Origin of the sequence: Microcoleus sp. Pol12B3, from assembly GCF_036701355.1 — a bacterium.
In the GTDB taxonomy this organism is placed as follows: Bacteria; Cyanobacteriota; Cyanobacteriia; order Cyanobacteriales; family Microcoleaceae; genus Microcoleus.
This window is the reverse complement of the sequence record NZ_JAUBQS010000034.1, coordinates 1-25,763: the sequence shown is the minus strand read 5'-3', so window position 1 is coordinate 25,763 and position 25,763 is coordinate 1. Positions and strand designations below refer to the sequence as shown.

Here is a 25,763-nt window from a genome sequence, read left to right as displayed (position 1 = left end):
TCATCATCCCTCCAGAGCACAGCCATCCCACCAGCAAGGATTCTTATCAATAAAATCCATCAAAGCATCATACTTAGGCGAACCCTTTTGTTCCACATACTCCAAAGCCCCCCAACTTCCCCACTTACTAAATGAACTCACATCCACAAAGTGCATAAAAAGACTGCCTCCAGCTTGTTTCCAACTATTCAGTAATTGGGTGTACATATCATACATTTCTGGACGCCTATTTAATTCCATAAAAAATTTGGTCAGTTTTTCGTTATCCTGAACTCCTTCAATACCTACAATATGTTGACCCCCCTCGTAAACAAATAACTTAAGACCTTTTTTTTGAGCCACATCTAAGAAATACTTAAAGTCATTATCCACATCAGACAAACTATCTTTGAACCCCGGCAGTAACCCGCCATCTTTTAATTGCTTAAAAGCTTTGCCAAACCCGCCATCGGCGTCATTCAACCAAGATTGTACTTTGCTGACACTTTCTTTCCCGCCCAAGTTTCCACTAAAATATCCCCCTATTGCATAGGCATCTATGCCGTGTTGATAACAAGGTTTATTGCCCTCAGCTACCCAATAGGGACAATCTAAAGCATAATTTCCTAACTCTCTCCAAGCTCTTTGAGTTCCCAACACGCAAACAACTCGATTCTTTTGCTCCCCAAAGACGCTTTTCCAGATATCGCACATTTGAGCACTACGCATTCCATGCCATTGCATAAAAGCATCGCCTTTATCTCCCCACCTCGCTTTACCTTGTTTCAAAGCATAATTCGATTGTGGAAATGACCAATTCCAAACCTCATTAGAATACTCTACATTAACTTTCAGCTTCGGATATAAACTATCTTTGACCATTTTAGCAAAGTTAGTCATGTATTCATCCGTAGCCTGATGCGGCATATTAAACCAGGGATCTGCTTGGACTTTGTTAGCTAACTTCACCATAACTTCTATGGGAACATTTCCTCTGTAAGCATAGGATATACTCTCAGGTTTAGGTCGGTTAGACCAGTCTTTTTGTTCCGAACCATTTGTCCCCATCCAGTCCATAAAACGCAATACTCTAAACTTTTTAATCTTGTCTATAAACAACGGATTAAATATTTCACCCCTTTGATAAAGCTGTTCATCTTGAGAGTGAACAACTTTAATATTGCGGATATAGTTCCCTGTTTTCTTTGGATCGGTAGCAGTAATTATAATCATTATGCCTCCGCCTTGTGTGGCATCGACATTAATGATATCCCTCCCAGGTTTCGACGCAGCCTCATCTTTTTTGGCATCCAAGCTATATTCGATCGCACCTTCACCCTCATAGGTAACAATATATTGCCCTGAAGGATAGCGATTGGGGATTTCCCTAAGTAATAGGGTACTTACCCTAGTATATTTAGGAGCATCTTCGGGGGATGGAAGAGACTTTACCCACCCATTTGCATCAAGATTTAAAAGATTATACTCCTCTGTATCCCATTCACCTTTACAGTTTGGTTGTCCGCTGACGCATTGAGTTATCCATCTTCTAGAAGATTTGAAAGCATCTAAAAATGGTAATTGTGTGGAGTAGTCAGCAATGCCATTAAGCCCAACTCCTAAAGAAGAGCGAGAATTTGATGTATTTTGTACATCTGCACGCACAGCTACTTTGCTATCTACTTGCCGTGCTGCTGTGGGAGCAATATTAGTTGTTAAAGCCCAACATCCGGGAATAAAAATGACAAAAATTAATAAACCCAGCACAAAGCCCAGAGCTTTTTTGTTCGAGCTGATACTTAATCGAAACATAAATTTGACTAAAATTGGATTGTTTTAGGTAAAATCGAAGTGGGTGAGGCAGTTTTAATTTTTATATGTTATCAAAAAGCTCCTTCTCAAACTATCAGCTATAAAATTATTAACATTTATTAACATTTTTCTATCTCAGTGGAGGCGCGATCGCCCTTTCTGTCCCCAAGTGCGATCGCCAATCTAATCCTCTTTATCCAAATCTTCTTTTTTCGGAGTTTTTGAAGTTGAGGGGAATTCTAGTCGAATGTTAATATCAATTGATACTGTACCAGGGTAAGAGCATCTCAATTAGGTTTGACATAAGGAATCAGAGTCATCTAATGTAGAGTCTATGAAAAAATATCTGAGAACTTAAATCATATAATCGTTGTTTATAGATGTCCGTTTAATTTTTTGTCAGAGACTACATTTATAAGCCTGTTCGCGATTGAGAGCGTTGAGTCCAATACGTTGTAGAATAGTAAAATTGCGCTGACTGTGGAAAGAGCGAATCCGGCAAGCATCTTCAGCAAAAATACCATCGAGAGTCCAATGGGCTTCGTTTTCAATCCCTCAATTTTTACGGATAGCTTGACCAATAAGTTGAAGATTACTATCTAAAGAAGTTAAATAAAACTGAACTTCACGAGTAGTTTTGTTCCAAACATGACGTACACGGACAAACATTACCAGGCTTTGCAATCCTGCCTAGATTTTAGGTTAATAAAGTTGAGAAAGATCACTAACGGGTACAGTCCAAACTTCCCGAATTTCCCTCGCTGATGTCCTGTTGCAATACGTTTGACATAGCTAACATCAACTAAATGAAAATTCTGCCCTTGCGCCGTTTAAAACCATTGCTGAACTTGATTATATAAAGTTTGGTGATTGGCTTTAAGTCCTAGGACATAATCACCTTTATCCTGGATAATCTTATTGGTAATCTCTGTTTGTGTTCCCATAGTATCAATGGTGATAATCAAGTCTGTGATATTCAGCAATTCTAATAATGCGGGAATGGCTGTAATCTCATTAGATTTATTTTCTACTTTCATCTGTGCTAATACCAGACGTTGCGTACTCGGCTAGGCACTAATTAGATGAAGGGCTGCAAAGACTTGATTTCGGTCGTATGAACCCCTAATTGTCTTGCCATCTCTAGGTATAATCTCTCCTGCCATATTCGTGACCAAGGTTTCTAGCCAATTGAGAAAACACTGATTTAAGGCTTCTGAATCTATGCACTCAAATACCGATGAAACGTATCATCTGAAGAAATACCGTTTGGTAATGCCAAAAAATATTTTAACCAGGTTTGTTTATTAATGCCGTAGTTCTCGATGTCTTCCCATCCCGCGCCGCCAATTATGGCTAATCTTGAAATTACTAAAAGGTCGGTGAGTTGATGTTTCTTCTTTCGCTGTACTCTGGGGTCTTTTAGTCCTCCTAATTGCTTAACTAAACTATTTTGAATAACTCCAATTTCTAGCACAGCTTTGGGATTTTTCACAGGGTCTGAACTTTTTTTTGGCATCAACAGATTTAATTTTAAAGCCTTGAGACACAATGATGTTTCTTAGAGATTGTGTTTTTAGATAGGTTTCTCTCCTTCACCATGCTCGGTTCTTGTATGTCAAGTACAATTCCTACCAAATTTTATGAGCTTACCCTAGCCACGTAAAGTGCGATCGCTTATTCAGCAAGCCCTACTTAGTATGCTAATTTTTATCAAAAGATGCCCCAAATTCTTGCGGGGCAAGATTTTTTAGCAATATTTAACTTAAATTCATGCGTTTTTTCAGTTAGTTAAGACGTAGTTTAGTTTGTGGCTACTTAAACTAATATTTAATCACACTAAGTACGCAAGAACCTATTTTTTGATTGTTTATGGACACGCAACACTTCTGTTGTGTAAAATATTATCACTTCAAACCCAATAATAAGGCGATTCCACCGATCGCAGCAACTACCCCCAAAACAGCCCGAATGCTCACTTTTTCGCCCGCCAACACCGCTAAAGGCAGTATAAAGAGGGGACTGGTAGAACTGAGTGTTTGAGCGATTGCTGCGGGTGCATATTTCAGGGAAGTCTGTTGTAGGAAAATTCCGAGATAGGTTCCTAAAAAAGCTGCTATAATTATTGCACCTAATAGTTTTGGCGCTTTTAATTGTTTGAAACTATCAAGGTTTTTTGGGTTCAAAAAGCATAGCATGACTGCCATACCGCCGCTCAAACGCAAGGCCGCCGTCCACAGGGGATCGATATCTATTTGAGTGAAGGCGGCGCGGGATAAAATTGCTCCAGCGGCGTGGGTTGTTTGTCCTAATAAACTAATACCTAATCCCTGCCAAAGATTTTTTGATGATAAGGTTGTTTCGGCTGTTCGTTCTGCAATTACCCACGCTACGCCGCAGATTGTTAAAAGAAGGCCTGTACAAGCAATGGCCGATAACTGTTCTTGCAAAAATATTAAGCCCAATAAAGCTGTTAAAGGGGGAGATAGGCTTTCTAAAAGCAGCGTTCGCCTCGCGCCTAAATATTTTAAGACGATAAAGAAAGCGGTGTCTCCGATGCCAATTCCTAGGCCGCCGCTGATGAGCAGCATTGCTAAAATATTAGGGTTGATTGCGGGTAAGGGTTTACCTAAAATTAGTATAGTGGCAAGGAGCATGAAAAGGGCGATCGCACCTTTGAGCAAGTTTAGCACCACTGCGGGGATTTGCTGTCCCACTCGCTGCCAGATGGTGGAAGATAGAGCCCAGACAAATGCAGCGCCTAAAGCGGCAATTTCACCCATAAAATTTGTTGACTGTTGACTGTTGACTGTTGACTGTTGTTACCAATTCCCCATGCCCAATTCCCAATTCCCCATGCCCGATTCCCCATGCCATATAAATTAGGGTTCCAGGTAGGCTACCGGGAACCCTAGATTTATTAAGCTTTTTTAGCAATGGGCGGTGAAGATAAATCAATACCATCATGTCCGAATAGAGGAAGGAAGCAATTCGGTTGCAGTTTGGGATTTCTTCCTTCCTTTCTTCGGACACCCAAGATATATTTCTACCGTACCCGCTCAATAATCCGGGGTAAATCGCTCAACGATGCACCTCAAATGACGCAAAATCGTTCGTGAGTGGGTAGTCCGCCCCGAATTATTGAGCCGATACATCTTTCTCATCTTTCAGTGGTGCGAAATCAGCAGCAACGAGCATTTTATCGAACTCGTACTCGCTCCATGCCATAGAGTTGTGAATCAACAAAGGCAATATCATACACTTCTGTAATGATCTTACCGATGAATGTTGCTTTACCTGTGGCTAAATCAAGAGTATACAGTTTACTTAACTGATTCCAGACACAATCTTGGATATAAACTGTGCCTGGAACGATGGCTAAATCCAAAGAAGGTATATTGCTTGCCTCATTACTCATCTCTTTCTGTTTTTATTACATAAAAAAGCAGATGAAAGTAATAGTGCGGTTGCTCATGAGTTATTTCAACTGAAGTTCGGAAAATACTCAGCTAGCAACCAAAGCCACCAGCAAGGGCGATATCAAGTGATGATATCTGCACTTGGAGCTACTGGGCTACTTTACACACAGTTCTTTATTAAGGCATCACTAGCTTTTTTAGCAGTGGGCGGGGAGAGAATCGAACTCTCATACCTTTCGGTGTCAGATTTTGAGTCTGATGCGTCTACCAATTTCGCCACCCGCCCTTTTGGGTTTCACCATCATAACACACCGATCGATTTCTTGCAAGCAAAGATTCATAATCTTTTGAACTTGCCCAGCGATCGATCTCTCTGGCGCGCAATACTGGTACAGGATGGGACAACTGAGCCGTTTGAGCTTGTTTGAGCATTTCTCCCAGTTGAGTGGTGCTGAGGTCGTCGTAGGCCCGCGCCTGGGCCAAAAACGCATCGACATTCAGTTTCGGAGCTAAAGTCGGCGAACCTCCGGCCAGTTTCATCAACAGCGATGCTACCACTTTTGGGTCTTGGGTGGCGAGCAAGGCGGCGCGATCGCACGTAAATTCCGCACACCGCAACCATTCCAACATTTGCGCCTGCAAACCCTGCGCGAGTACGGCTCCCACAGGCGAAATTTGGCCGGCGGCCAACACAATTAAATTAGCCAGAGTCAAGTAAACTCCGTGCTCGCACTTCAAATGCCCCAACTCGTGAGCAATTACTGCCTTAACCTCCTCGTCCGTGAGCAAATCAATCAGAGAAGTGTGCATCACCACAAAAGGCTGTTTTCCCCGCATCGCAAAGGTGTAAGCATTCGGCATAGGATGCTGGCGGACATAAAGCTGCGGCACCTCCAAATCCAGAGTTTTGCAGGCATCCACTAGCAATTGATGCAGGTGGGGCAATTGATTTTCGCCGACTTGGACGCTGGAAGCCAGATTTTCCAGCATGAAAAACTGTTCGCCCAGTTGTCCGAGCAACTGCCGCACCATCAAATCCAGGCCGGGCAGTTGTTTGAGCGTGTTGGTGGCTTCCAAGTCTAGCGGGTGGCGAAACTGGTCTGCTTTCAAACCGATGAGCGGTATGTTCGACATTTTAGTCAGTTGGGAATGGGGAATTGGGAATAGGGAATTGGGAATGGGGCATGGGGAATTGGGCATGGGGAATTCTTTTGCTTCTTCCTTTTTTCCTCTTCCTTCTTCCTTCTTCCTTCTTCCTTCTGACTACTTTAAACCCGATCGCACGGGATTGACAGGAGCCTCAGCAGTCGCCGGGTCTGTACCCTCTTTGACCCGTCGCAACTTAGCTCCCAATTTTTGCAGCTTCACCTCTAACTGCTCGTAGCCGCGGTCTAAGTGCTGCAAGCTACTGATGGTGGTGACACCATCGGCTGCAAGTCCCGCTAACACTAACGCCGCCGAAGCCCGCAAATCTGTTGCCACTACCGGCGCACCCGACAGCCGCGACACTCCGCGCACAATCGCTACATTGCCTTTAAGGCGAATGTCGGCGCCCATGCGGTTGAGTTCTGCTACGTGGCGCAAGCGATTCTCAAACACAGTTTCTTTGATCAAGCTGTCGCCTTCGCTCAGCGTCAGCAAAGCCATAAACTGAGCTTGCATATCTGTGGGGAAACCGGGATAAGGCAGAGTTTCAATGTCTGTGGCAGAGTGAGTTTGGCCGGGAACTATCCGCAAAATGTCGGGGGATTCTGCAATAATTTTCGCCCCAATTGTCTGCAATTTGGCAATGACTGCGGTCAGGTGGTCGGGAATGACCGGCGACAAACTGATTTCCGAGTGAGTGATGGCTCCTGCTACTAAAAATGTTCCGGCTTCAATGCGATCGGGAATAATTGAATAGTCTACCGCGTGCAGCTTGGGAACTCCCGAAATGACGATCGTATTCGTGCCGGCGCCTTGAATTTTTGCTCCCATGGCGCGGCAGAAATTCGCCAAATCTGCGACTTCCGGCTCTTGAGCCGCATTTTCAATTATGGTTTCTCCTTCCGCGAGAGTCGCCGCCATCATCAAAGTTTCAGTTGCGCCGACGCTGGGGTAGTCCAAATAAATTTTGGCTCCTTTCAGGCGGCGGTTCGGCCCTTTGACGTAAGCGTGAACGGTGCCGTGGTCGATGTGAACTTCGGCACCGAGGGCTTGCAGACCGCGAACGTGGAGTTCAACGGGTCGGGCCCCGATGGCACACCCACCGGGTAAGGGCACTTTGGCAAATCCCAAACGCGCTAGCAGTGGGCCGATGATGAAGAAGCTCGCCCGCAGTTGGCTGACTAATTCGTAGGGGGCTTGAGCGTCTATGAGGTTGCTGGCGTTGATGTCTAAAACGTCTTCGTGCTGCTGTAATTTGACTCCTACAGCCGAGAGAATTTGCCCCATGCGGGCGACATCGACTAGACCGGGAACGTTGCGGAGACGGCAATCCTCTGGGCAGAGCAAGGCTCCTGCCATGACGACTAAGGCCGAGTTTTTGGCGCCGCTGATTTTAACGTGTCCTTTAAGGGGCTGGCGACCCCAAATTTGCAATACTTGTTGGTCGCTTTCAGGTGAAGCTGGCAGGTTAGAGGAGTTTTGAGCTGGTGTAATGGGTTTGCCCTCCATAATGGGTTTCGTTACTTTATACATTATTAATTTTGGTTCGATTTTACCGGAAACTTTTTATATGTCTAGGGGTAACATGAGGAAATCTGGGAATTATCTTTGCTGACATTCAATCTGGACAAGGCTTTCAGGTTTTAGCGCACAAATAATGTTGATCTAGTCTCATGAAGTTATCTGTATCAAAATTTACGTTCATTTGTAGCGATCGCTAAAATCACAGATGTTGTACCTTTGTCAACGAACTTTTTAAGTAAAAGCTGACTCTGTTGTTGACAAAGGTGTAAGATATCGGTTCGATCGACAATGCCAGAAAGTTTACACATTGTCGATCGCCCCATTGCCTGTGCTACCCTGTGACAACAACCTAGAGCCAAAGCTACTCCTAGCATATGGTTCACATTAAACGGATCGAACTGACTAACTTTAAATCTTTTGGCGGCACGACGGCCATTCCCGTGCTGCCCGGTTTTACTGTGGTTTCCGGGCCCAACGGTTCTGGGAAGTCCAACATCCTCGACGCTTTGCTGTTTTGTCTCGGACTTTCGAGTTCTAAGGGAATGCGGGCTGAACGTTTGCCGGATTTGGTGAACAGCGCCCAAAACAAACGCGGTACGATCGAAGCTAGCGTGACAGCGACTTTTGCGCTGGAAGATGTGGGAGAGGAATGGTTCGCCCAGGATGAAGATGAGGATGAAAATGCAGCAGATGAGTTATCTGTTGAAGCAGAGGAAGTCGAAGCGATAGAAACTGCCGAAACTCAAGACAACAACGGACAATCATCTTCTGTCAATCAAGAATCGCCTCTATCTGTTGAAGAAGCCGAAGGGATAGAAACTGCCGCAACTCAAGACAACAACGGCCACTCATCTGCTGTCAATCGAAAATCCAAAATCCAAAATCCAAAATCGGATGAGTTATCTGTTGAAGACGTAGAAGAGATTGAAATCGCAGCAACTCAAGACAACAACGGACAACTACTCGCTAGTAATAAAAAATCCAAAATCGAAAATCCAAAATCGGATGAGTGGAGTGTGACGCGGAAACTTCGGGTAACTCGCCAAGGTACTTACACTTCAACTTATTACATTAACGGCCAACCTTGCACGCTGACTCAACTTCACGAACAACTCAACCGCTTGCGAATTTATCCCGAAGGCTATAACGTCGTGCTCCAAGGAGACGTTACCAGCATTATTTCGATGAATTCTAAGGAACGCAGAGAAATCATTGACGAATTAGCTGGTGTGGCTCAGTTCGATCGCAAAATCTCTTTAGCTAGGCAGAAGTTGGATGAAGTTAAGGAGGTGGAAGAACGCAGCCGGATTGTGGAAAAAGAACTGATTTCTCAGCGGGACAGACTTGCTTCCGATCGCACAAAAGCGGAAAAATATCAAAAGCTGCGGGCGGAATTTCAAGAAAAGTCGCAGTGGGAAATTGTGCTGAAATTCCGGCAATTGCAGCAGCAAGAATGGAAGCTGCGAGAACAAATCGAAACGGGCGAGCGCACTTCTGCATCTCTCACTGAACAACTGCAAACAATTAACACTCAAATTCAAGAAGCAACCGCCGAACTTGACGCGCTGAATGCCCGCGTTAAAGCTTTGGGAGAGTCAGAATTGTTGGCTTTGCAAGCGACGATTGCGACTCAGGAAGCGGAACGGCGGCAACTGCAAAACCGCAAACAGGATTTGGAAAAAACTGCTGGGCAAATGGCGGCTAACATAGCACAAACCGAGGAAGAAGTTCGCCAATTCCGGCAAAGTTTGGAGCAAATAGAGATTGAAATATCTTATGTTAAGTCTCAAATAGGAAGTTTGCAGGAACAGCGGGACGCAGCCCAGCAAAGTTTAGATGAAAATCGGGAAATTGCAAATGCGATCGCCTCCACGGCAGAAGCTTGGGTACAGCAGCAAACGGAACTGCACCGCCAAATCGAAACAATTCAACAAACTTTGGAACCGCAGCGTACAGAACAAGCTACCATTGGCGAAAGAGCCGATCGCCTGCAAAGTCAAATTCAAGAACAAAACCAATCGCTGCAAGTATTGGAACAGGAAATTGCAGCGAAAAAAGAGCAGCAATCTCGCCTGGTGGAAACCAAAGGCGTGGCATCTTTGCAAGTAGAATCGCTGAATCAAATTTTAGTCGAAGCCGAACAAGAATTGCAACTGCAACAGGAAACTCAAACTCGTTTGTTGGAAGAACAGCGGGAAAGACAGCGCAAATTAGACAAACTAGAAGTGCAGTTTCAAGCACTGCAAGAAGCGACGGGAACGTTTACGGCAAAAATTGTCGCGCAAAGCGGAATTGGCGGAGTTTGCGGCTTGGTGGCGCAACTGGGCAGGGTAGAACCGCGCTATCAGTTGGCGCTGGAAATAGCGGCGGGCGGGCGCATGGGAAATATGGTGGTGGAAGATGACAGCGTGGCTGCTGCTGCGATCGAATTGTTGAAACAAAAACGGGCGGGAAGGATGACGTTTTTGCCTTTGAATAAGATTAGAGGCGGCAGGTATTCGGTGAATGAAAATTTGCGGCGCGCGGCTGGGTTTGTGGATGCGGCTGTTAATTTGATTGATTGCGATTCGCGGTATCAGGAAATTTTTGCTTACGTTTTTGGCAGTACGGTTGTGTTTAGCAACCTCAGCGACGCCCGTCGCTATTTGGGACAGTACCGGATTGTCACTTTGGACGGGGAAATTTTGGAAACTAGCGGGGCGATGACTGGGGGAAGTTCTACTAACAGATCAACCTTGCATTTTGGCACGGTTGAGGCTAGTGAGGCTGCTAGTGAAGCGCGGACGATCGCATCTCTGCAAGAAAGGTTGGAGGAAATTGAGCGGATTTTGGAACGGTGCAAAATTGCGATCGATCGCGCTTCTGTTGCAGTTAAAACTCGCAGCCAAGAATTGATGGAAGCAAAACAAAATTTGCGCGAACATCAGTTGCGCTTGGAACAGTTGGATTCGGAAATTAAGAATTTGCAAGCGCAACAGGAACAAGTGCGATCGCAAATTGCGAAAAATACACAGGAATTAACTAATTCGCGATCGAGATTGCAGTTGCTGGAACGAGAATTGCCCGCACAGGAAACTCAATTGCAGCAGTACCGGCAAACTTTGGCGCAGTTGGAAGAGTCGAACAGTCACAGCGAATGGCAGCAAATGCAATCGAGTTTGCGCGCTCTGGAAGCGCAACTGCAAGAGCGAGAATTGGCTCTGAGAAACGTCCAGCAACGCCTTGTAGACTTGGAAAATCAATTCGGGCGTTTGGAAGACAAAATTAAGGAAGGCAGCGAGAAATTGCAGGAATGGCAAGTGCAGCAAAATGCGGGGGCGGATGCACTCGATCGCATTGTTTCCCAGCAGTTAGAACTCGATGGACAAATTGCCGCAGCTAAGGCGGCTTTGGGGGAAATTGAGGAAAAATTGGGCGTGCAGAAGGGAGAGCGCGATCGGGCCGAATCTCAATTGCGAGAACAGCATTTAGCCAAACAACAGTTACAATGGCAGTTGCAAAAACTTCACGAAACCCAGCAAGAACGCCGGGAACAATTGAGCGCAGTCCGCACTCTATTGGAAGCGCAGCGGGCGGAAATGCCCGACCCCGTGCCGTCGATTCCTGAAAATGTCGAGAAAGCCAATTTGACGGAATTGCAGCAAGAAGTAAAGGCGATCGCCAAACGCATTCAAGCTTTAGAACCTGTCAATATGCTAGCCTTGGAAGAGTACAACCGCACTCAAGAGCGCCTTCAAGAATTGAGTCAAAAATTGACGACATTGGAAGGAGAACGCACTGAACTGCTGTTGAGAATCGAAAACTTTACCACACTCAGGCGGCGCGCTTTTAAAGAAGCTTTCGACGCGGTTAACGAGAACTTTCAGACTATCTTTGCGGAACTTTCCGAAGGCGATGGCTATCTCCAGCTAGATGACCAGGAAGACCCCTTCAGCAGCGGCTTGAATTTGGTGGCTCACCCGAAGGGCAAACCCGTACAGCGGCTGGCTTCCATGTCTGGAGGCGAAAAGTCGCTGACGGCGCTGAGTTTTATTTTTGCGCTGCAACGCTACCGCCCGTCTACGTTTTACGCTTTTGATGAAGTGGATATGTTTCTCGATGGGGCAAATGTGGAGCGATTAGCTAGAATGATAAAACGACAGTCTGAACAAGCCCAGTTTATTGTTGTGAGTTTGCGGCGACCTATGATTCAATCGGCTGAGCGTACAATTGGCGTTACTCAAGCACGGGGAGCTTATACTCAAGTCATAGGACTGAAGTTGTAGTCCCGGAGTTTATGTTAACGCTCGTGTTGAGTGATATATGTACTTAATAAATCAGGATTAAAGTTAGAATGACATCCGAACAAATCTGCCAACGCTCCGATATTCTAGGCACTCAAGTCATCACCCGCGACAGAGGTAAACGCTTGGGGGTGGTCAGTCAATTGTGGGTGGACATTGACCGGCGGGAAGTTGTGGCGATCGGTCTGCGTGATAATATATTTGCGGTCGCTGGAATGCCGAAGTTTATGTTCCTCAGCAATGTCAGCGAAATCGGCGACGTGCTGTTGGTGGAAGATGAGAGCGCGATCGAAGATGATGTTGATGTTGAAGTCTACAGCATTTTGATTAACAGCGAAGTTATTACCGAAACCGGCGAACTTTTAGGTAGGGTGCGGGGCTTTAGGTTCGACCCCGAAGACGGTAAGTTAGTTTCTATAATTATCGCTTCCTTGGGAATCCCCCAAATCCCCGACCAAGTTCTCAGCACTTACGAGTTGGGCATTGAAGAAATTGTCAGCAGCGGCCCGAATCGCTTGATTGTGTTTGAAGGTTCCGAGGAAAGGCTCAGACAGCTTAGTGTGGGTTTGCTCGAGCGCGTCGGTTTGGGTCAAGCACCTTGGGAACGAGAAGAAGACGAGGCAGGTTATTATCCGAAACCCGTGGCTACGGGAAATCAATTGGGCCCGGGCGTGCGGATACCTGCACCGGAAATGCGGAGCCGCGTAGCTGCGCCTGCGGTGGAGGAAGTTCCTTGGGATGAGGATTTAGAGTGGAATCGGCCTGCGGTTCGCCAGCCGCCGATGCGCGCGGTGCAGGCACAGCAGCCGCCAATCGAGGATTACGAGGATTACGAAGAGGATAATTGGGGCGGCGAGGAGGACGATTACGAAGAGGAGGAGTACGAGGAGAAACCCCAATACACTCGCGCTGAGATTTCTCGCCCGAAGCAGCCAGTGGTGGAGTACGAGTACGAGGATGATGTGGAGGCTGATGCTTGGGCTGACGATGAGGCACCGAAGCCTTACCAGGCTCCTCGGGTAAATATCCCTGAGAAAACTAAGACTCCTGAGTATGAGGAGGAGCCTGGTTATTAGAAATTAATCCCTCGGTTGGACGGGTTTACGAGATTGTTTGTTTTAGAAATAGATAGTTGTGAAATCCGCCCCTACAATGGCCTGTAGGGGCGGGTTTCACCAACCATATCGGCGTAAAACCAACAATACAATAAACTCGCCCCCGCCCAACCAATAATCGGAATCTACATTTTTTTTGGACTATCTCGAACATCAGGTTAATCTAGATTATCGGCTGTGTGGGGGGCGGGTTTATCTAAATTGTTGGTGAACCTCAAATATTGTTTGTAAAAGCCGCCCCTACGCTAAATTATGAAAAAAACTTTTATTAAAACCTTTATTTTCAGATTAATAACATATCTAATTTTTCCAATTTTTTTATCTACCACCACGGCTGAAATTGTCTTGCGAGTTGCGGGATACAAACCCTGGCAAATAGAAAATGTTGATGTTGCGGTCGAACCAAAAGGTAACTTTTTTACCAAAGACTCGGAACTCGGCTACAAGCATTTGCCTGGTAAATTCAAGGTGACACTTAACGGTAATTACTCATTTAATGCCACTCATCTCAATAATAGTTTAAGAATAACTCATCCCCTCAATACTTACAATTTATCGTCCACAAAGCCAGAAATTTGGATATTTGGCTGTTCTTTTACCTACGGTTGGTCATTGAATGATAGTGAAACTTATGCTTGGTTGCTGCAAGAAAAATTACCCAAGTATGAAATAGTAAATTTTGGCGTTAACGGGTATGGCACGCTGCACTCGTTGATTCAATTCAAAGAAGCACTCAAACAAGGAAATAAACCAAAAATGGCGGTGATTGCTTATGCGGGATTTCACGACCGCCGCAATACTTTGTTAAGGGCGAGAAGAAAGCAAATGGCTGCTTGGAATAAACTGGGTATTTTATTCCAGCCCGATGCTAGGCTGAATGGAGAAAATAATTTTACCTACAAAATGGCAAAACTTGAATATCACGAGTTCCCGCTGATGCGGGTTTCTGCATTAAGCCATTTTTTGGAGGTTAATTACAATCAATTTGAAGAGGGATTGTACAAAAGTCACGAGGTTTCTAAGGCAATTATTGAAGAGTTTAACCATGTGGCTGAGGCTAATGGTGTTAAGTTAGTTGTGGCGGGAATTAATACAGGTTCTGCTAAGATGTTGGAGGAGTTAAGTCAGCAGGGAATTGCTACGGCGGATATTTCTGTTGATTTGAAAATACCTGCCAATAATAATTTACCTCATGACCTTCATCCAAGTGCGATCGCCAATCGGCAATATGCAGAAAAGTTGGAAGGCTTTTTGCAACGTACTGTTTTAAAGTAAGTTAACGAACCGCGAAGGCGCAAAGGGCGCGAAGGAAGAGATAAAGAGGAAGTTTAGAAGTTATTTAGGGTTGCTAGACTGATGGGATTATTTGATTTTGTTTCTTTTAAATTGCCTCGAAAATTTCTAATTGATGGGTTTTTCCTGTTTTTACTTGTTCTCCTCACAGTTGCAGTAACATCAATCTATGTATCCAGCGAACATACTTTTTATTGGTGGGATTACGCGGGATACAATACCGCTACAGTCAACACGGCAAATTTATTTCGAGAGTCGCCAGATAAAGCATGGCGCGGAGTTATAGAATCGCTATCTAAGGAAAAAAACCTGTTAATCTCTCTGCCGTTAGTGCCGTTTATTCTATTATTTGGCGAGTCTCGACTAAGTTACATTCTCAGCGTATCCCTGATTTATGTGCTGCCGTTTCGCCTGTTGCTGGGGGCAATTTCTGCAAAGCTAATTCCAGTTTATTCCCGCCGGGTCTTTTGGTCAACGGTGCTGCTGAGTTTATTAATTCCGATGAGTTGGATACCGACTCTGCGGGGATATCTGGATACTGGCGGCTGTGTGTTTGTAGCCTTGGCAATTTGGGTTTATTTGCAGGATGTTAAGCTGAAATCTTGGTGGAAAATCCCGTTAATTGGGTTTTTGCTGGCGGCGGCGATTCTGTTGCGGCGTCATTTTGCTTATAGTGCGATCGCATTTTTGGGTGCAGCGACTTTACAGGTTCTCATCGAGTTTATTGTACTAATATACTGTAAAAAAACGTCGTTGTCGTCTCCAAAAGACAAGGACGCCCCAGTGCCGTTTTCCTACAGAAGCTTGTTTGAATCCGCTGTTAAATTGGTATTGATAGCTGCAACTAGCTTTACTATTTTAATGTTGGTAGCGGGAGATTTTACTCGCAGTGCTCTGACGGTTGACTACCGCAATTTGTATGTCGCTTGGAGTTTGCCTGTAAATGATATTTTAACTCGTTATGCAGATTTTTACGGTTTGGGCACTTGGCTGCTGGTACTGATTGGTTTTTCTGCGGGAATTCTCACTCGAAAGCTGGTTCCGGCGACGGCTATTTTTGTTTCGTTGTTTGGGGTTTTGTCGGTGGTTGAATGGCTGTTAGTTTTGCGTTACGGCTACTTGCACTATACAATTCATATTACACCGATCGCACTTTTAGGACTATCCACATTTTTCTGGACAGCTTGGCTGACACTCAAGGGAAAATTCCGGTATTTTATGCTGGGCGCGGCGGGTTTGTACCTGCTTGTAAATGCTGCAGTCGGGTTAATTCCTCTGAAAATTGATTTGCCAAGACTGTTTGTGGGTAATTTTCCGCCGTTAGTGCGATCGGATTACGACGAAGTTATAAAATTAGTAGAATTTCTGCGAAAATTAGCACCAAATGAAGAACCGATTTATATTGCCGGTGCTTCTAACAGTTTTAATGCTAACATACTCCGACAAGCCAACCGCAAATTAAACCCGCCGGAGGGCTGGTGGAAATTAAATACCATCGGGAGGCCGCAAATTGACTCGCGCGATACTTACCCGCTACCGGAGTTGTTGCAGTCACAATATGCGGTGGTTGCTACACCCTTTCAGCAGGTGTTACCGAGTGACGAACAAGTTTTGCGATCGCACGAACAAGATGTTGTTAAAGTTGTGTACGATGCCTTTACTCAAAACTGGGAAATTGCCCGCGATTTCCAATTGCTACCGGAACAGTTTAAGCTAGAAAACGGCGTGACTGTCAGCGTTTACCGGAGGGTGCGGTCGACTGATACAGCAACGGCAGTTAGGGCTCTGGAGGCGATGCAGCGCCAAATAGTCGATCGACCGGGCACGCAGTTAGATTGGATTAGTTTGCATCAATCAATCTACACAAGTGCCAATTATTCAGTCAGTCAAGAATCGGATAACCTATATAATATTGTAACTCATCCAATTAAAAACAGCAAGAAACTCGATACATCTTTCCTCTATTTAGGTTCCATCTCCGACAAAGCGAAAGTTACAGGCAAACTCAATTTACTTAACAAGCAATGTCCGGGAGTTGTCCTGCGCTTGACTTTGTGGGACAAGCAAGGTAAATTAGTAGACTCAGCAGAGATGGCTTATAGTCAAAAAAGTGCGATCGGCTTAAATCTATTAGTTGAGGGCAAAAATCCCATTTATCTGCTGCTTGAGGTATTGAGTAGCAGCAAACAGGATTTAACAAACCAATGCCGACTGGAGATTAACAATTTGGCTGTCAGTAGGTAAGTGGAACCGTCAATGCAAAAACACCAAAAATCTCACTGGTATTTTAATCTATCTCTCTATACTTTTGTCATCATCGGTTCCCTGATGGCCACTGGCTATATTTTCCCAATTGGAGGCAATTTCCCCGAAGTGCCACCCATTAAATTTATGTTAAATCCTGAACTCTACAAAAATGACTATTACGTTCAGGAAATGGTTAAATTCAATCCGAGATACTACTATTATTATATCATCTATTTGCTCGCAAACTTAGGAACCAGCATTCCCCTAGCGCACTTTATTTATCAATTCCTAGCCTTCGGTTCATTTATCCTAGCTTGCTACGCAATTATCAATATTTATACTAATTCAAAACTACCTGCTGCAGCGATGGCTTTTTTATGTATAGCCGCTTCATTTACAGATGTTGGTAACACGCTGATATTTTCCAATAAATCAGTACCCAGTACCTTCGCTATGGCCTTCGCAATCTGGGGCATTTACTTTAGTTTGCGCCAAAAATGGCTGACCGGATATTTATTTTTTGGACTGGCTTGTCTGCTGCAATTTTTAGTTGGTTTGTTGCCGGGATTGATGATGATTCCCGTTTTAGTTATTGAATCTGTAAAACAGCGGAAGTTCAAAACATTGATTTTAGCGATCGCACTTTTAGCAGCAATGGCAAGTATCGTTTACGTACCGATGTTATTAACAGGTACTACCAGCACTCACACTATCGACAACGCCGAGTTTGTCTACATTCACGCAACAGTCCGCAACCCCCACCACATCCTCCCGTCTAATTGGGATGTGGGGAATTGGTTCAACTTTATATGTTTCATAATGGGTGGCTTGCTTTGCATCAAAAACTCCTATTTATTGCCCAAAGAAGACAAGATTAATTTTTATGTAATTGTTGGTACATCGATTTTTGCACTGTTTCTGAATTACGTATTTGTAGAAGTTTACCCGCTGGCTTTTATCGCCAAACTACAGTTAGCTAGAACCGTACCTTTTGCTCAAATAATTATATTTATTGCTGTAGCTTTGATGGTCGAGCGACTTTACAGAGAAAAACAAATAGCTGTTAGCTTGTTGCTGTTAGCTGTACTAACGTTGCCTTTTAGGGGCATCATTTTCTTAGCATTATCAGTTTGGCAAACAAAAAATTACGTATTGCCCAAACGATATAATATATTGTTGTGGATTTTAGCAGCAGGAACGGTAATTTTCAGCTTGATATATCCGGTGACTGATTCATGGGAAATAGTTGGCGATCGCATAATTAGCATCCCCGTCCTTTTCTCAATCCTCGCTTTCCCATTCATTTTAGAAAAAACATCCCTAGCTACATCGATCAAACAGGCTATAACTCACACATTAGCCTTAATAACTACCGCCACCTTAGTTTTTGGAGTAGCAGGAATTCTGCCCAAACCTATATTAAATGTATTTCAAACAAGAGTTAATATCAATGCCTTTCCCAGAGACGACTTAAGCAAATTAGCTGTCCGATTTTCGCAAAGTAGCAGCCGCGATTCACTCGTATTAATTCCACCTTCAGTTACCAGCTTTCAGTTTTTCTCCGAAAGAGCGATTGTCGTCAACTTCAAAAACTTTCCCTTTACCGAAAAAGGCATCAAAGAATGGCAAAGTCGCATGGAAACCGTTTTAGGAGTGCCATTAAACCCGCAAATGATCTGGGGAGGAAATGACTTTTTCATCCGCCGCAGCAGTTCAGATTTAGTCAAAGTAGCCAAAAATTATCATGCCGATTATATCCTGACTCGTACTGACTGGCATCCAAATATTCCAGGGGAAATCGCAGACAAACAAGGCAAATGGATACTGTATAAAATTAGGTAAGAGGTAATTGGTAAAACTTGTTAAATCCCAATTATAATTTTATCTGAGTCAGCATAGACAGAGTTTGCTTGTCTGTAAGCAATTCCATCGCCGATTTATCTGCGTTAATCAGCGTTAATCAGCTTTAATCTGCGGTTAAATATCAAAACCAGAATCATCAATAATTTCGCTAATTTGCTTATCCACATAATCAGCATCCACATTCCGCGCCATCAACTCAGCTAAAATCCCCAAAGAAATCAACTGCACCGACAGAATTGTACACAAAATCCCAAAAAATAACAAAGGTCGATTCCCGATCGGCCCAAAATTCATCCCCGCCAAATTCAGAAACCAAATAACTATCAAATAACTCAGCGAAACAGTTCCAACCAAGCCAAAACATAATCCCAAACCTCCAAACAAATGACCCGGTTTGTGTAAATACTGCGTCGTGGCTAACACTGTCAACAAATCAATAAATCCCCGCGCATAGCGTTCCCAGCCGTAATTAGATTTTCCGTGCTTTCGCGGATGATGTTCTACAACTACTTCCCCAATTTTAAACCCTAAATTGTTTGCTAAAGCTGGAATGTAGCGGTGCAATTCCCCGTACAATTTAATCGACTGCAAAACTTCCCTACGGTAAGCTTTAAAACCGCAATTCATATCGTGCATTTGCACCCCAGTCAGCAAACACGCAACAGCATTAAACAGCTTGGAAGGTAAAGTTTTAGAAAGCGGGTCGTTCCGCTGTTTTCGCCAACCGGAAACTAAATCAAATCCCGATTCTAAATGATGTAAAAATTTGGGAATTTCAGCGGGGTCATCCTGAAGGTCAGCATCGAGAGTAAAGATAATTATCCCTGCTGCATTGCGAAATCCTGCTGAAAGTGCGGCGGATTTGCCAAAGTTGCGGCGCAGTTTAATCGCTTTAATGATTTTGGGATGTTGGCTGGCTAAATCAGTGATTTCTTGCCACGAATAATCGCGGCTACCGTCATCTATGAAAATCACTTCGTAACTGTCAATTTCTGTTTGAAACATGACAAGTTGGATTTTTTCAAACAGCAATTTGAGGGTAGCTTCTTCGTTGTGAACTGGGATTACGAAGCTGAGATGTTTTGGCATAGGGCTATTCTATTTCATTTGTGTTGTCAATGAGATTTTTTTATTAACCGCAGAGGGCGCAGAGGGCACAGAGGAGGAGAAAGAGAGGTTTTTTAGTTTTTATTGATAACTTGGGAGTTTCGCAATGCTACCCAACCTTTGCGGTTTTTAAAGGAAGCATAGGCTGTCAATAATTTATCTGTTGGTGATGTTTGAATGTATCCTCTCCAAGCGGCGAATTCGTAGGAAGGGCCAAACAAGTTAACTAAATCTGGGCGCGGAAATCCTGACATGGCGAAACCTCGAACGACATTTTCTTGGTTGAGAATGGCAATACATTTTACATTGTTTTCGGGGTCTCCTACCCAGCCAATTACTCTCGCTGCTGTTGGTGCAAGTGCGGTGGCTGTATCAAAAAATCCGGGTACTCCGTCTTTGGGCGCTGACAGTAAATTTGGGTCGATTTTTGTGTCTAATGCTGCACAGAAATTGTGTTTTTTGATGTCTCGGTTAAATGGCACTAAGTTGTTAATTTTTAAGGCGTCAATTAATCCGATAAAAGCGGCGGGTTTGTTGCCTACGCGGTCTTTAATTAGCGTTACGTCGGTGATTCCTAATTGCAGTGATAATGCTACTAACGGTTGATAGGTGGCTCTGCGGGCGATCGCCATTGCAGTTTCGCCTCCCACCCCGTACATTAAAATAATCGCGACTGTCGCGACTGCAAACAGCGGTGTCAGCCAACGCCCTTGAATTCTTGGTTTTGGCTGCAACTCGCGCACCCACAATACTGTCAGCACAATTGTGCTCATCCAAAACAAAGCTGGGAGTGTCGCGTAGCGGGAAGCGGTGGCCTGTTCGACGCCAAATCCCGATCGGCTAACCGCTGCCATTAACGCCGTTTGCAGCGTGTAAAGTTGGATTGATAGCCAAGGCAGCCAATCTGGGCGATCGACCTTTTTTACCAATAGCCAATAACCGACAAAACCAGTTGCTGCCATCAAACCAATTATACCAATAATTGAAGCAAAAATAATATTTTCGCTAAAAATTCCGCCGAGATAAATGGGAATATACTCGAGAGTTTTGAGCGGGTTGATTTTAGTTAAAGAAGGGTGATGAGATGGAGTTTTATAAGTTAAAAAATAAATGCCAATCACTGCAATCGAAGCAATGAAATACAAACAAGTTATTCGCCGAGGAAACCGCAGCACAACAGCAGCAGCACACAATATCGGCCACAAAGCTAAAGGAGTGCTGTAACTAATACAGGCTAAAACGCCAAAAACAATGCTGCCAATTACCCACTTATTTTGTTTCCATTCTACATTACCAGGCAGAGCCTGGTAATGTAGATCCAGAGGCGGAGCCTCCTTCTTCCTTGACAAAAGCGTCGCATAGGATTGCAAACAAAATATCGAACAAATCACAAATAAATTAGCAATTATCCAGTGAACTCCGCTGAATCCCCGCATCCAATTGTGAGCCGCAGCAGGAGTAAAGTTAAAAATAGAAATACAAAGAACTAGCGAGATAAATAGCAGCGGAAAAACCCTCATTTTTAACGGCAGCAGAGCAATTAATACGTGGCACTGAATCCAAGCTAAGAACCAGGCAACTAAACATAAACCAATATTTGAACCTTGGGTGACAACTATATTCAAGCCATAAATAATTGCCGGAATCAAGACAAAATGCTCGTTGGCCCGAAATATCCAATCAAAAGGATTTGTAGAGAAACCGTCTACTGAATAAAAATTCCATGTCATCCACCAATAATCAAAATTAGACAAGTCTCCCGCTTGGGATATCAAGTACAAAATATATGACGCTGGTATTAGGATTCCGAGAACTGATGCGGCAATTAAAATATATTGTTGCTTGACTTTCATAGATTCAGACATGGGGAGATTTTTAATTTGTAGGGACGAGTTGAGGTGAGAAACTTTGGATATAACAGGTAACTCATTAACAAAACTCGCCCTCGCGATTTGAGTTTTCCTCGATTTTTTATTTCACTTCTCTGGCCAGCATTTTTCTGAGTCCTTGCCGCCAGTGGGGAGGATACGTGCCTAGAAGTGCTGATATTTTTACCGTAGAGAGGACAGAAAAAGCCGGACGTTTTGCGGGTGTCGGATATTCGGCGGTGGTGATGGGAATTACGCGCTGAACTTTTAGGGGAAGGCCGAGTTGTGCTGCTTCCTCAAAAATGGCGATCGCAAAATCGTACCAACTACAAACACCGCTGTTAGTGTACTGGTAAGTCCCAAAACTTTCTGGCCCAAGCAGAGGAATAATTTGCGAAATTGCCTCCGCTAAATCCCCCGTCCAAGTAGGACTTCCGATCTGATCTGTTACTACTCGAATTTCTTCTCTTTCCTTTCCCAACCTCAGCATAGTTTTGACAAAGTTGCCTTTGCCTCCGTTGCCGTAAACCCACGCGGTTCTAATAATAATATTTCGGTTTCCCGCTTTCCGAATTGCTTCCTCGCCTGCTAACTTAGATTGACCGTAAGTTCCCAGTGGGTTCGTAGAATCTGTTTCCAGATAAGCAGAACCGTGGCTGCCGTCAAATACATAATCAGTAGAAAAGTGAATTAAACTTGCTCCCAGTTTTTCGCATTCTTCTGCGAGAATTCCCGGCGCAATGCCGTTGACTGCATTTGCTAATTCCGGTTCGCTTTCTGCTTTGTCTACCGCAGTGTAAGCACCCGCATTGACGACTAAATCCGGTTGAATTTCAGCCATTGCTTGACGGATGCTTTCGGGTTGGGATAAGTCGAGGCGAGTGCGATCGACCGCAATTACCTCTCCCGAAGATAATAAAATCGGCTGCAATTCTTGAGCTAGCTGTCCGCTGCCACCTGCGAGTAAAATTTTCATGATCAAAACACTTGAGCTCTTTTCAACGTTTGTCCAGCTTGGTCTTTAGCTGATAAGATTGGTTGGTCACCATCTAGCGGCCAGTCGATCGCCAAATCGGGATCATTCCACAGGATACACCGCTCGTGTGCTGGTGCGTAATAATCTGTCGTTTTGTACAAAACTTCAGCCGTCTCCGAAACCACTAAAAAACCATGAGCAAATCCCGCTGGAACCCAAAATTGCCGTTTATTTTCTGCACTCACCACACAGCCAACCCACTGCCCAAAAGTCGGCGAACTTTTTCTAATATCCACCGCTACATCAAAGATTTCGCCAGCAACTACCCGCAGCAATTTGCCTTGAGGCTGCTGCATTTGGTAGTGCAAACCGCGCAACACATTTTTAGAGGATTTGGAATGATTGTCTTGAACAAATTCTGCCGTCACACCTGTTTTTTCGACAAAAACTTTGTGATTGAAACTCTCAAAAAAGAAACCGCGATCGTCTCCGAAAATTTTCGGCTCAACGATCAGAACTTCCGGTATTTCAGTAGATATAACATTCATAGTTGGCTGTATCGCGTGATAAACTCATACTCAGTCTACGCTATTTTACTATGAAAACTGACACATATCTCAAAAAGTTGTATGCCAACCGCTTTGATTCGCGACAAATGCAAGCGAAGGTGGCACTCTGGAAAGTTTTAATTGACGAATTCTTACAAGATTATGTGCCTCCCGAATCAGCTATCTTAGATATTGGCGGCGGTTACTGCGAGTTTATCAATCAAATTAGGGCTGAAAAAAAATGTTTGATTGACCTCAATCCCGATTCAAAGTTATTTGCAAATCCTGATGTGAAGGTGCTGAACATTGATGTTTTAAATTTGGAGTCTAATAAATTTTTTACCGAACAGTTCGATCGTATTTTTATCTCAAATTTTTTTGAACACCTCCGAAACAAAGAGGAACTTGTAGAAATTATCTCGTTTTGCTTTGATGCCCTCAAGCCGAGCGGTTCTTTATTGGTAATTCAGCCTAATTTTAAATACTCCTACAAGGAATATTACGATTTTATCGACCATCAATTACCGATAACGCATTTATCGCTGCAAGAGCTTTTACAAACTGTCGGGTTTGAAATTGACCTGATTATACCGAGATTTTTACCGTTTTCGACGAAAGGCAGACCCGCTTCGCCCTTGCTGTTAAAAGTTTACTTAAAATTGCCTTTTTTGTGGGGAGCTTTGGGAGGGCAAATGTTTGTTAAAGCCTCGAAACACAAGAATTGAGTATCTTTCTCAAGATCGACACTTCCCGTCAGAGGTGGAAAATGAGAATCTAGGGAAATCGCTCATTTTAATAATTCCTCGACTGGAATGCTAAAACCTGGTAAAACAATTTGCGCGCTAATAACTTCCCCAGCAATAAAGATGCTTATGGTTTGTTTTGTTACTACAATAATCCATTGGTTTTCAGGATATACCAGCCAAACTTCCTCACTTCCCGATTCTAAATATTCTGTAGCTTTAGCAATTAGATCTTCCGCCCGATCAGTTGGCAAAACAATTTCAGCACCGAAAGGAAAACTTTGTGGCAGCACTTTGAGATTGCCAAATTGTGCGACAAATTCCGGGGGAAGGTAAGCAACAGCAGGATAGCGTCCCTGCTGGTTGGTGCGGCAAGGAACATCAGTATAAACCTCCCCTTATTGTCCGCTAGAGTCTTTGTAAGTTCTCCAATAAAAGTAAAGATTTCCTTGCACATTGCTATGCTTGAGAGTCATGCCATTTTTTTCCAATAATTCACCATCAACCCACTCTTGCATATCCGGTGGACTTTCCATCCATGCTTCTAGAGAGTAGATTTTCGATTGGGCAATAACTGTAGAAGTTATCATGTTTTTGCGTCTGCGCGGGGAACTTTTTTTCTATGATACCAGATGCGATCGAGCTTTGGTTGACAAAAGCGCGATCGCACTTTGTAGATGGCACTTTTCAGTGTTATCATAAAAGTTACAAAGTATCCAGCATTTCTGGCTTTGTCCAATTAGGATGAAGCTGCCATAAAGCATCACTTTGAGGACAAACATGATGACACAAACTCAATCATCCGCCGCCTTTGCACTCAATATTCCACTAACACTAACACTCACCGTTACCCGCGAACAGTTCGTTGAATTGGCCATCGCCAACCGAGAATTACAATTAGAAAGAACAGCAACAGGGGAATTAATCGTGAATCCACCAACCGGAGGCGAAACAGGATACAAAAATCTCGACATAGAAGGACAACTTTGGTTGTGGAACCGTCAAACTAAACTAGGTAAAGCGTTTAACTCTTCTACTGGTTTTCACTTACCCAATGGAGCAGATCGCTCTCCCGATGCAGCTTGGGTGCGTCAAGAAAGGTGGGATGCACTCACCCCAAAACAAAAAGAAAGCTTTATTCCCTTGTGTCCTGATTTTGTGGTAGAACTTCGTTCTAAAACTGACAGCATGGAACCGCTGCGAGCCAAGATGAAAGAGTATATGAACAATGGCGCTCGTTTGGGGTGGTTGATAGATAGAAAAAACAGAAAAGTAGAAATTTACAGGCAAAATCAAGATGTAGAAGTGCTGGAAAATCCTGTTACTTTGTCCGGTGAAGATGTGTTGCCGGGGTTTGTCTTGGATTTGACAGAAGTTTGGGGATAAGCGATAGAGGGTAGGCACGGGCCACTACCCTACAAATCTGTATAAATGATTTAGATTTGCTATAATTATTGACAAATAAACACATTGCAATTTCAAACAGTATGATCGAGAAAAAAATCTTACAGGAAGGTTAAGAATATACATTTCGTTCATACTTTGAGTTGCCTTACGAAACGGATCAAATTTTAGCAGAATTTAATTACTCGCCCATCAAAACTGAGCTGTCTTTGCCGCATACCTCTAGAGAACCTGATTGACTGACAAAAGTTTAATTAGCCCAAACTACAGTGGTAGCTTGAAACTCAATTCGGTAAGTTCTTTGCTGATGTTGTAAACGAGAAGCCTTGACTGGTTCGGGGTCAATATTAGTAGAAAAAGAGATAACAGAAATTAAATTCCAGCCCTTGTTCAGAGCTTGTTTGACCCAACTCCAGCCAATTTTCAAGTAGCTAGCACC

Annotated in this window: 17 protein-coding genes, 1 tRNA gene and 3 pseudogenes; 7 read left to right on the top strand and 14 right to left on the bottom strand. The window is 43.9% G+C overall.

Translation table 11 applies throughout. The annotated features are described in order from the left end of the window. Positions 1 to 3: 3 nt before the first annotated feature. The 7 genes and pseudogenes from QUA53_RS17925 to murA form a co-directional block, all read right to left on the bottom strand. The gene (locus QUA53_RS17925) at positions 4 to 1,791 is read right to left on the bottom strand and encodes a cellulose-binding protein (RefSeq protein ID WP_333098884.1); all 1,788 of its coding nucleotides are present in this window, start codon (positions 1,789 to 1,791) and stop codon (positions 4 to 6) included. A gap of 402 nt (positions 1,792 to 2,193) precedes the next feature. Beyond that, positions 2,194 to 3,307 (bottom strand): annotated as a pseudogene (locus QUA53_RS29270) (ISAs1 family transposase); the annotation flags it as partial. A 388-nt stretch (positions 3,308 to 3,695) separates the two neighbouring features. Beyond that, positions 3,696 to 4,571 carry a DMT family transporter gene (locus tag QUA53_RS17910; protein WP_333098877.1) on the bottom strand — a complete coding sequence of 292 codons (876 nt, stop codon included), beginning with the start codon at positions 4,569 to 4,571 and terminating at the stop codon, positions 3,696 to 3,698. A gap of 416 nt (positions 4,572 to 4,987) precedes the next feature. Next, positions 4,988 to 5,206, bottom strand: a complete 219-nt coding sequence (locus tag QUA53_RS17905) for a hypothetical protein (protein ID WP_333098876.1) — start codon at positions 5,204 to 5,206, stop codon at positions 4,988 to 4,990. Between the two features lie 205 nt (positions 5,207 to 5,411). Then, positions 5,412 to 5,493, bottom strand: a tRNA-Leu gene (locus tag QUA53_RS17900). Next, positions 5,472 to 6,341 (bottom strand): M48 family metallopeptidase, encoded by an 870-nt coding sequence (locus QUA53_RS17895; protein ID WP_333098953.1) that lies wholly within the window; start codon positions 6,339 to 6,341, stop codon positions 5,472 to 5,474. The genes QUA53_RS17900 and QUA53_RS17895 overlap by 22 nt, the downstream gene beginning before the upstream one ends. Before the next feature lie 129 nt (positions 6,342 to 6,470). Beyond that, on the bottom strand, positions 6,471 to 7,886 hold the full coding sequence (gene murA, locus QUA53_RS17890; protein ID WP_333098875.1) for a UDP-N-acetylglucosamine 1-carboxyvinyltransferase: 1,416 nt from the start codon (positions 7,884 to 7,886) through the stop codon (positions 6,471 to 6,473). Positions 7,887 to 8,251: 365 nt separating this feature from the next. On the opposite strand from murA, the gene smc reads away from it, so the two are divergent. The 5 genes from smc (at position 8,252) to QUA53_RS17865 (ending at position 18,657) form a co-directional block, all read left to right on the top strand. Next, positions 8,252 to 12,142 carry a chromosome segregation protein SMC gene (gene smc / locus QUA53_RS17885; RefSeq protein WP_333098870.1) on the top strand — a complete coding sequence of 1,297 codons (3,891 nt, stop codon included), beginning with the start codon at positions 8,252 to 8,254 and terminating at the stop codon, positions 12,140 to 12,142. Positions 12,143 to 12,210: 68 nt separating this feature from the next. Further along, positions 12,211 to 13,236, top strand: a complete 1,026-nt coding sequence (locus QUA53_RS17880) for a PRC-barrel domain-containing protein (RefSeq protein WP_333098868.1) — start codon at positions 12,211 to 12,213, stop codon at positions 13,234 to 13,236. A gap of 291 nt (positions 13,237 to 13,527) precedes the next feature. Continuing rightward, positions 13,528 to 14,550, top strand: coding sequence for an SGNH/GDSL hydrolase family protein (locus QUA53_RS17875; RefSeq protein WP_333098865.1), 1,023 nt, complete (start codon positions 13,528 to 13,530; stop codon positions 14,548 to 14,550). Positions 14,551 to 14,631: 81 nt separating this feature from the next. After that, entirely contained in the window at positions 14,632 to 16,812 is a 2,181-nt protein-coding gene (locus tag QUA53_RS17870; protein WP_333098863.1) for a hypothetical protein, read from the top strand. 12 nt (positions 16,813 to 16,824) lie between these two features. Further along, positions 16,825 to 18,657, top strand: coding sequence for a DUF6798 domain-containing protein (locus tag QUA53_RS17865; RefSeq protein WP_333098862.1), 1,833 nt, complete (start codon positions 16,825 to 16,827; stop codon positions 18,655 to 18,657). A gap of 135 nt (positions 18,658 to 18,792) precedes the next feature. Here QUA53_RS17865 and QUA53_RS17860 read toward each other — a convergent pair whose 3' ends face one another. From QUA53_RS17860 to rfbC, 4 genes are all read right to left on the bottom strand, one after another. Next, complete coding sequence (locus QUA53_RS17860) at positions 18,793 to 19,767, bottom strand: glycosyltransferase family 2 protein (RefSeq protein ID WP_333098861.1); 975 nt, start codon at positions 19,765 to 19,767, stop codon at positions 18,793 to 18,795. A gap of 92 nt (positions 19,768 to 19,859) precedes the next feature. After that, complete coding sequence (locus QUA53_RS17855; RefSeq protein WP_333098860.1) at positions 19,860 to 21,650, bottom strand: hypothetical protein; 1,791 nt, start codon at positions 21,648 to 21,650, stop codon at positions 19,860 to 19,862. Positions 21,651 to 21,756: 106 nt separating this feature from the next. Then, positions 21,757 to 22,629, bottom strand: coding sequence for a dTDP-4-dehydrorhamnose reductase (rfbD, locus tag QUA53_RS17850; RefSeq protein ID WP_333098858.1), 873 nt, complete (start codon positions 22,627 to 22,629; stop codon positions 21,757 to 21,759). A gap of 2 nt (positions 22,630 to 22,631) precedes the next feature. Further along, positions 22,632 to 23,177, bottom strand: coding sequence for a dTDP-4-dehydrorhamnose 3,5-epimerase (gene rfbC / locus QUA53_RS17845; protein WP_333070549.1), 546 nt, complete (start codon positions 23,175 to 23,177; stop codon positions 22,632 to 22,634). 50 nt (positions 23,178 to 23,227) lie between these two features. Here rfbC and QUA53_RS17840 point away from each other — a divergent pair, with 50 nt between their 5' ends. After that, the gene (locus QUA53_RS17840; RefSeq protein ID WP_333098855.1) at positions 23,228 to 23,902 is read left to right on the top strand and encodes a methyltransferase domain-containing protein; all 675 of its coding nucleotides are present in this window, start codon (positions 23,228 to 23,230) and stop codon (positions 23,900 to 23,902) included. 62 nt (positions 23,903 to 23,964) lie between these two features. Here QUA53_RS17840 and QUA53_RS17835 read toward each other — a convergent pair. Next, a pseudogene (locus tag QUA53_RS17835) lies at positions 23,965 to 24,297 on the bottom strand (Uma2 family endonuclease); the annotation flags it as partial. A gap of 21 nt (positions 24,298 to 24,318) precedes the next feature. Continuing rightward, positions 24,319 to 24,510, bottom strand: a complete 192-nt coding sequence (locus QUA53_RS17830) for a hypothetical protein (protein ID WP_333098853.1) — start codon at positions 24,508 to 24,510, stop codon at positions 24,319 to 24,321. Between the two features lie 190 nt (positions 24,511 to 24,700). Here QUA53_RS17830 and QUA53_RS17825 point away from each other — a divergent pair, with 190 nt between their 5' ends. Then, positions 24,701 to 25,306, top strand: a complete 606-nt coding sequence (locus QUA53_RS17825; protein ID WP_333098851.1) for a Uma2 family endonuclease — start codon at positions 24,701 to 24,703, stop codon at positions 25,304 to 25,306. A gap of 268 nt (positions 25,307 to 25,574) precedes the next feature. On the opposite strand, the pseudogene QUA53_RS17820 reads toward QUA53_RS17825, so the two are convergent. Further along, a pseudogene (locus QUA53_RS17820) lies at positions 25,575 to 25,763 on the bottom strand (transposase); the annotation flags it as partial.

Bases quoted from the DNA above. Each gene is read 5' to 3' on its own strand.
- QUA53_RS17925 (WP_333098884.1), bottom strand. From the start codon at position 1,791: ATGTTTCGATTAAGTATCAGCTCGAACAAAAAAGCTCTGGGCTTTGTG.
- QUA53_RS17910 (WP_333098877.1), bottom strand. From the start codon at position 4,571: ATGGGTGAAATTGCCGCTTTAGGCGCTGCATTTGTCTGGGCTCTATCT.
- QUA53_RS17905 (WP_333098876.1), bottom strand. From the start codon at position 5,206: ATGAGTAATGAGGCAAGCAATATACCTTCTTTGGATTTAGCCATCGTT.
- QUA53_RS17895 (WP_333098953.1), bottom strand. From the start codon at position 6,341: ATGTCGAACATACCGCTCATCGGTTTGAAAGCAGACCAGTTTCGCCAC.
- murA (WP_333098875.1), bottom strand. From the start codon at position 7,886: ATGTATAAAGTAACGAAACCCATTATGGAGGGCAAACCCATTACACCA.
- smc (WP_333098870.1), top strand. From the start codon at position 8,252: ATGGTTCACATTAAACGGATCGAACTGACTAACTTTAAATCTTTTGGC.
- QUA53_RS17880 (WP_333098868.1), top strand. From the start codon at position 12,211: ATGACATCCGAACAAATCTGCCAACGCTCCGATATTCTAGGCACTCAA.
- QUA53_RS17875 (WP_333098865.1), top strand. From the start codon at position 13,528: ATGAAAAAAACTTTTATTAAAACCTTTATTTTCAGATTAATAACATAT.
- QUA53_RS17870 (WP_333098863.1), top strand. From the start codon at position 14,632: ATGGGATTATTTGATTTTGTTTCTTTTAAATTGCCTCGAAAATTTCTA.
- QUA53_RS17865 (WP_333098862.1), top strand. From the start codon at position 16,825: ATGCAAAAACACCAAAAATCTCACTGGTATTTTAATCTATCTCTCTAT.
- QUA53_RS17860 (WP_333098861.1), bottom strand. From the start codon at position 19,767: ATGCCAAAACATCTCAGCTTCGTAATCCCAGTTCACAACGAAGAAGCT.
- QUA53_RS17855 (WP_333098860.1), bottom strand. From the start codon at position 21,650: ATGTCTGAATCTATGAAAGTCAAGCAACAATATATTTTAATTGCCGCA.
- rfbD (WP_333098858.1), bottom strand. From the start codon at position 22,629: ATGAAAATTTTACTCGCAGGTGGCAGCGGACAGCTAGCTCAAGAATTG.
- rfbC (WP_333070549.1), bottom strand. From the start codon at position 23,177: ATGAATGTTATATCTACTGAAATACCGGAAGTTCTGATCGTTGAGCCG.
- QUA53_RS17840 (WP_333098855.1), top strand. From the start codon at position 23,228: ATGAAAACTGACACATATCTCAAAAAGTTGTATGCCAACCGCTTTGAT.
- QUA53_RS17830 (WP_333098853.1), bottom strand. From the start codon at position 24,510: ATGATAACTTCTACAGTTATTGCCCAATCGAAAATCTACTCTCTAGAA.
- QUA53_RS17825 (WP_333098851.1), top strand. From the start codon at position 24,701: ATGATGACACAAACTCAATCATCCGCCGCCTTTGCACTCAATATTCCA.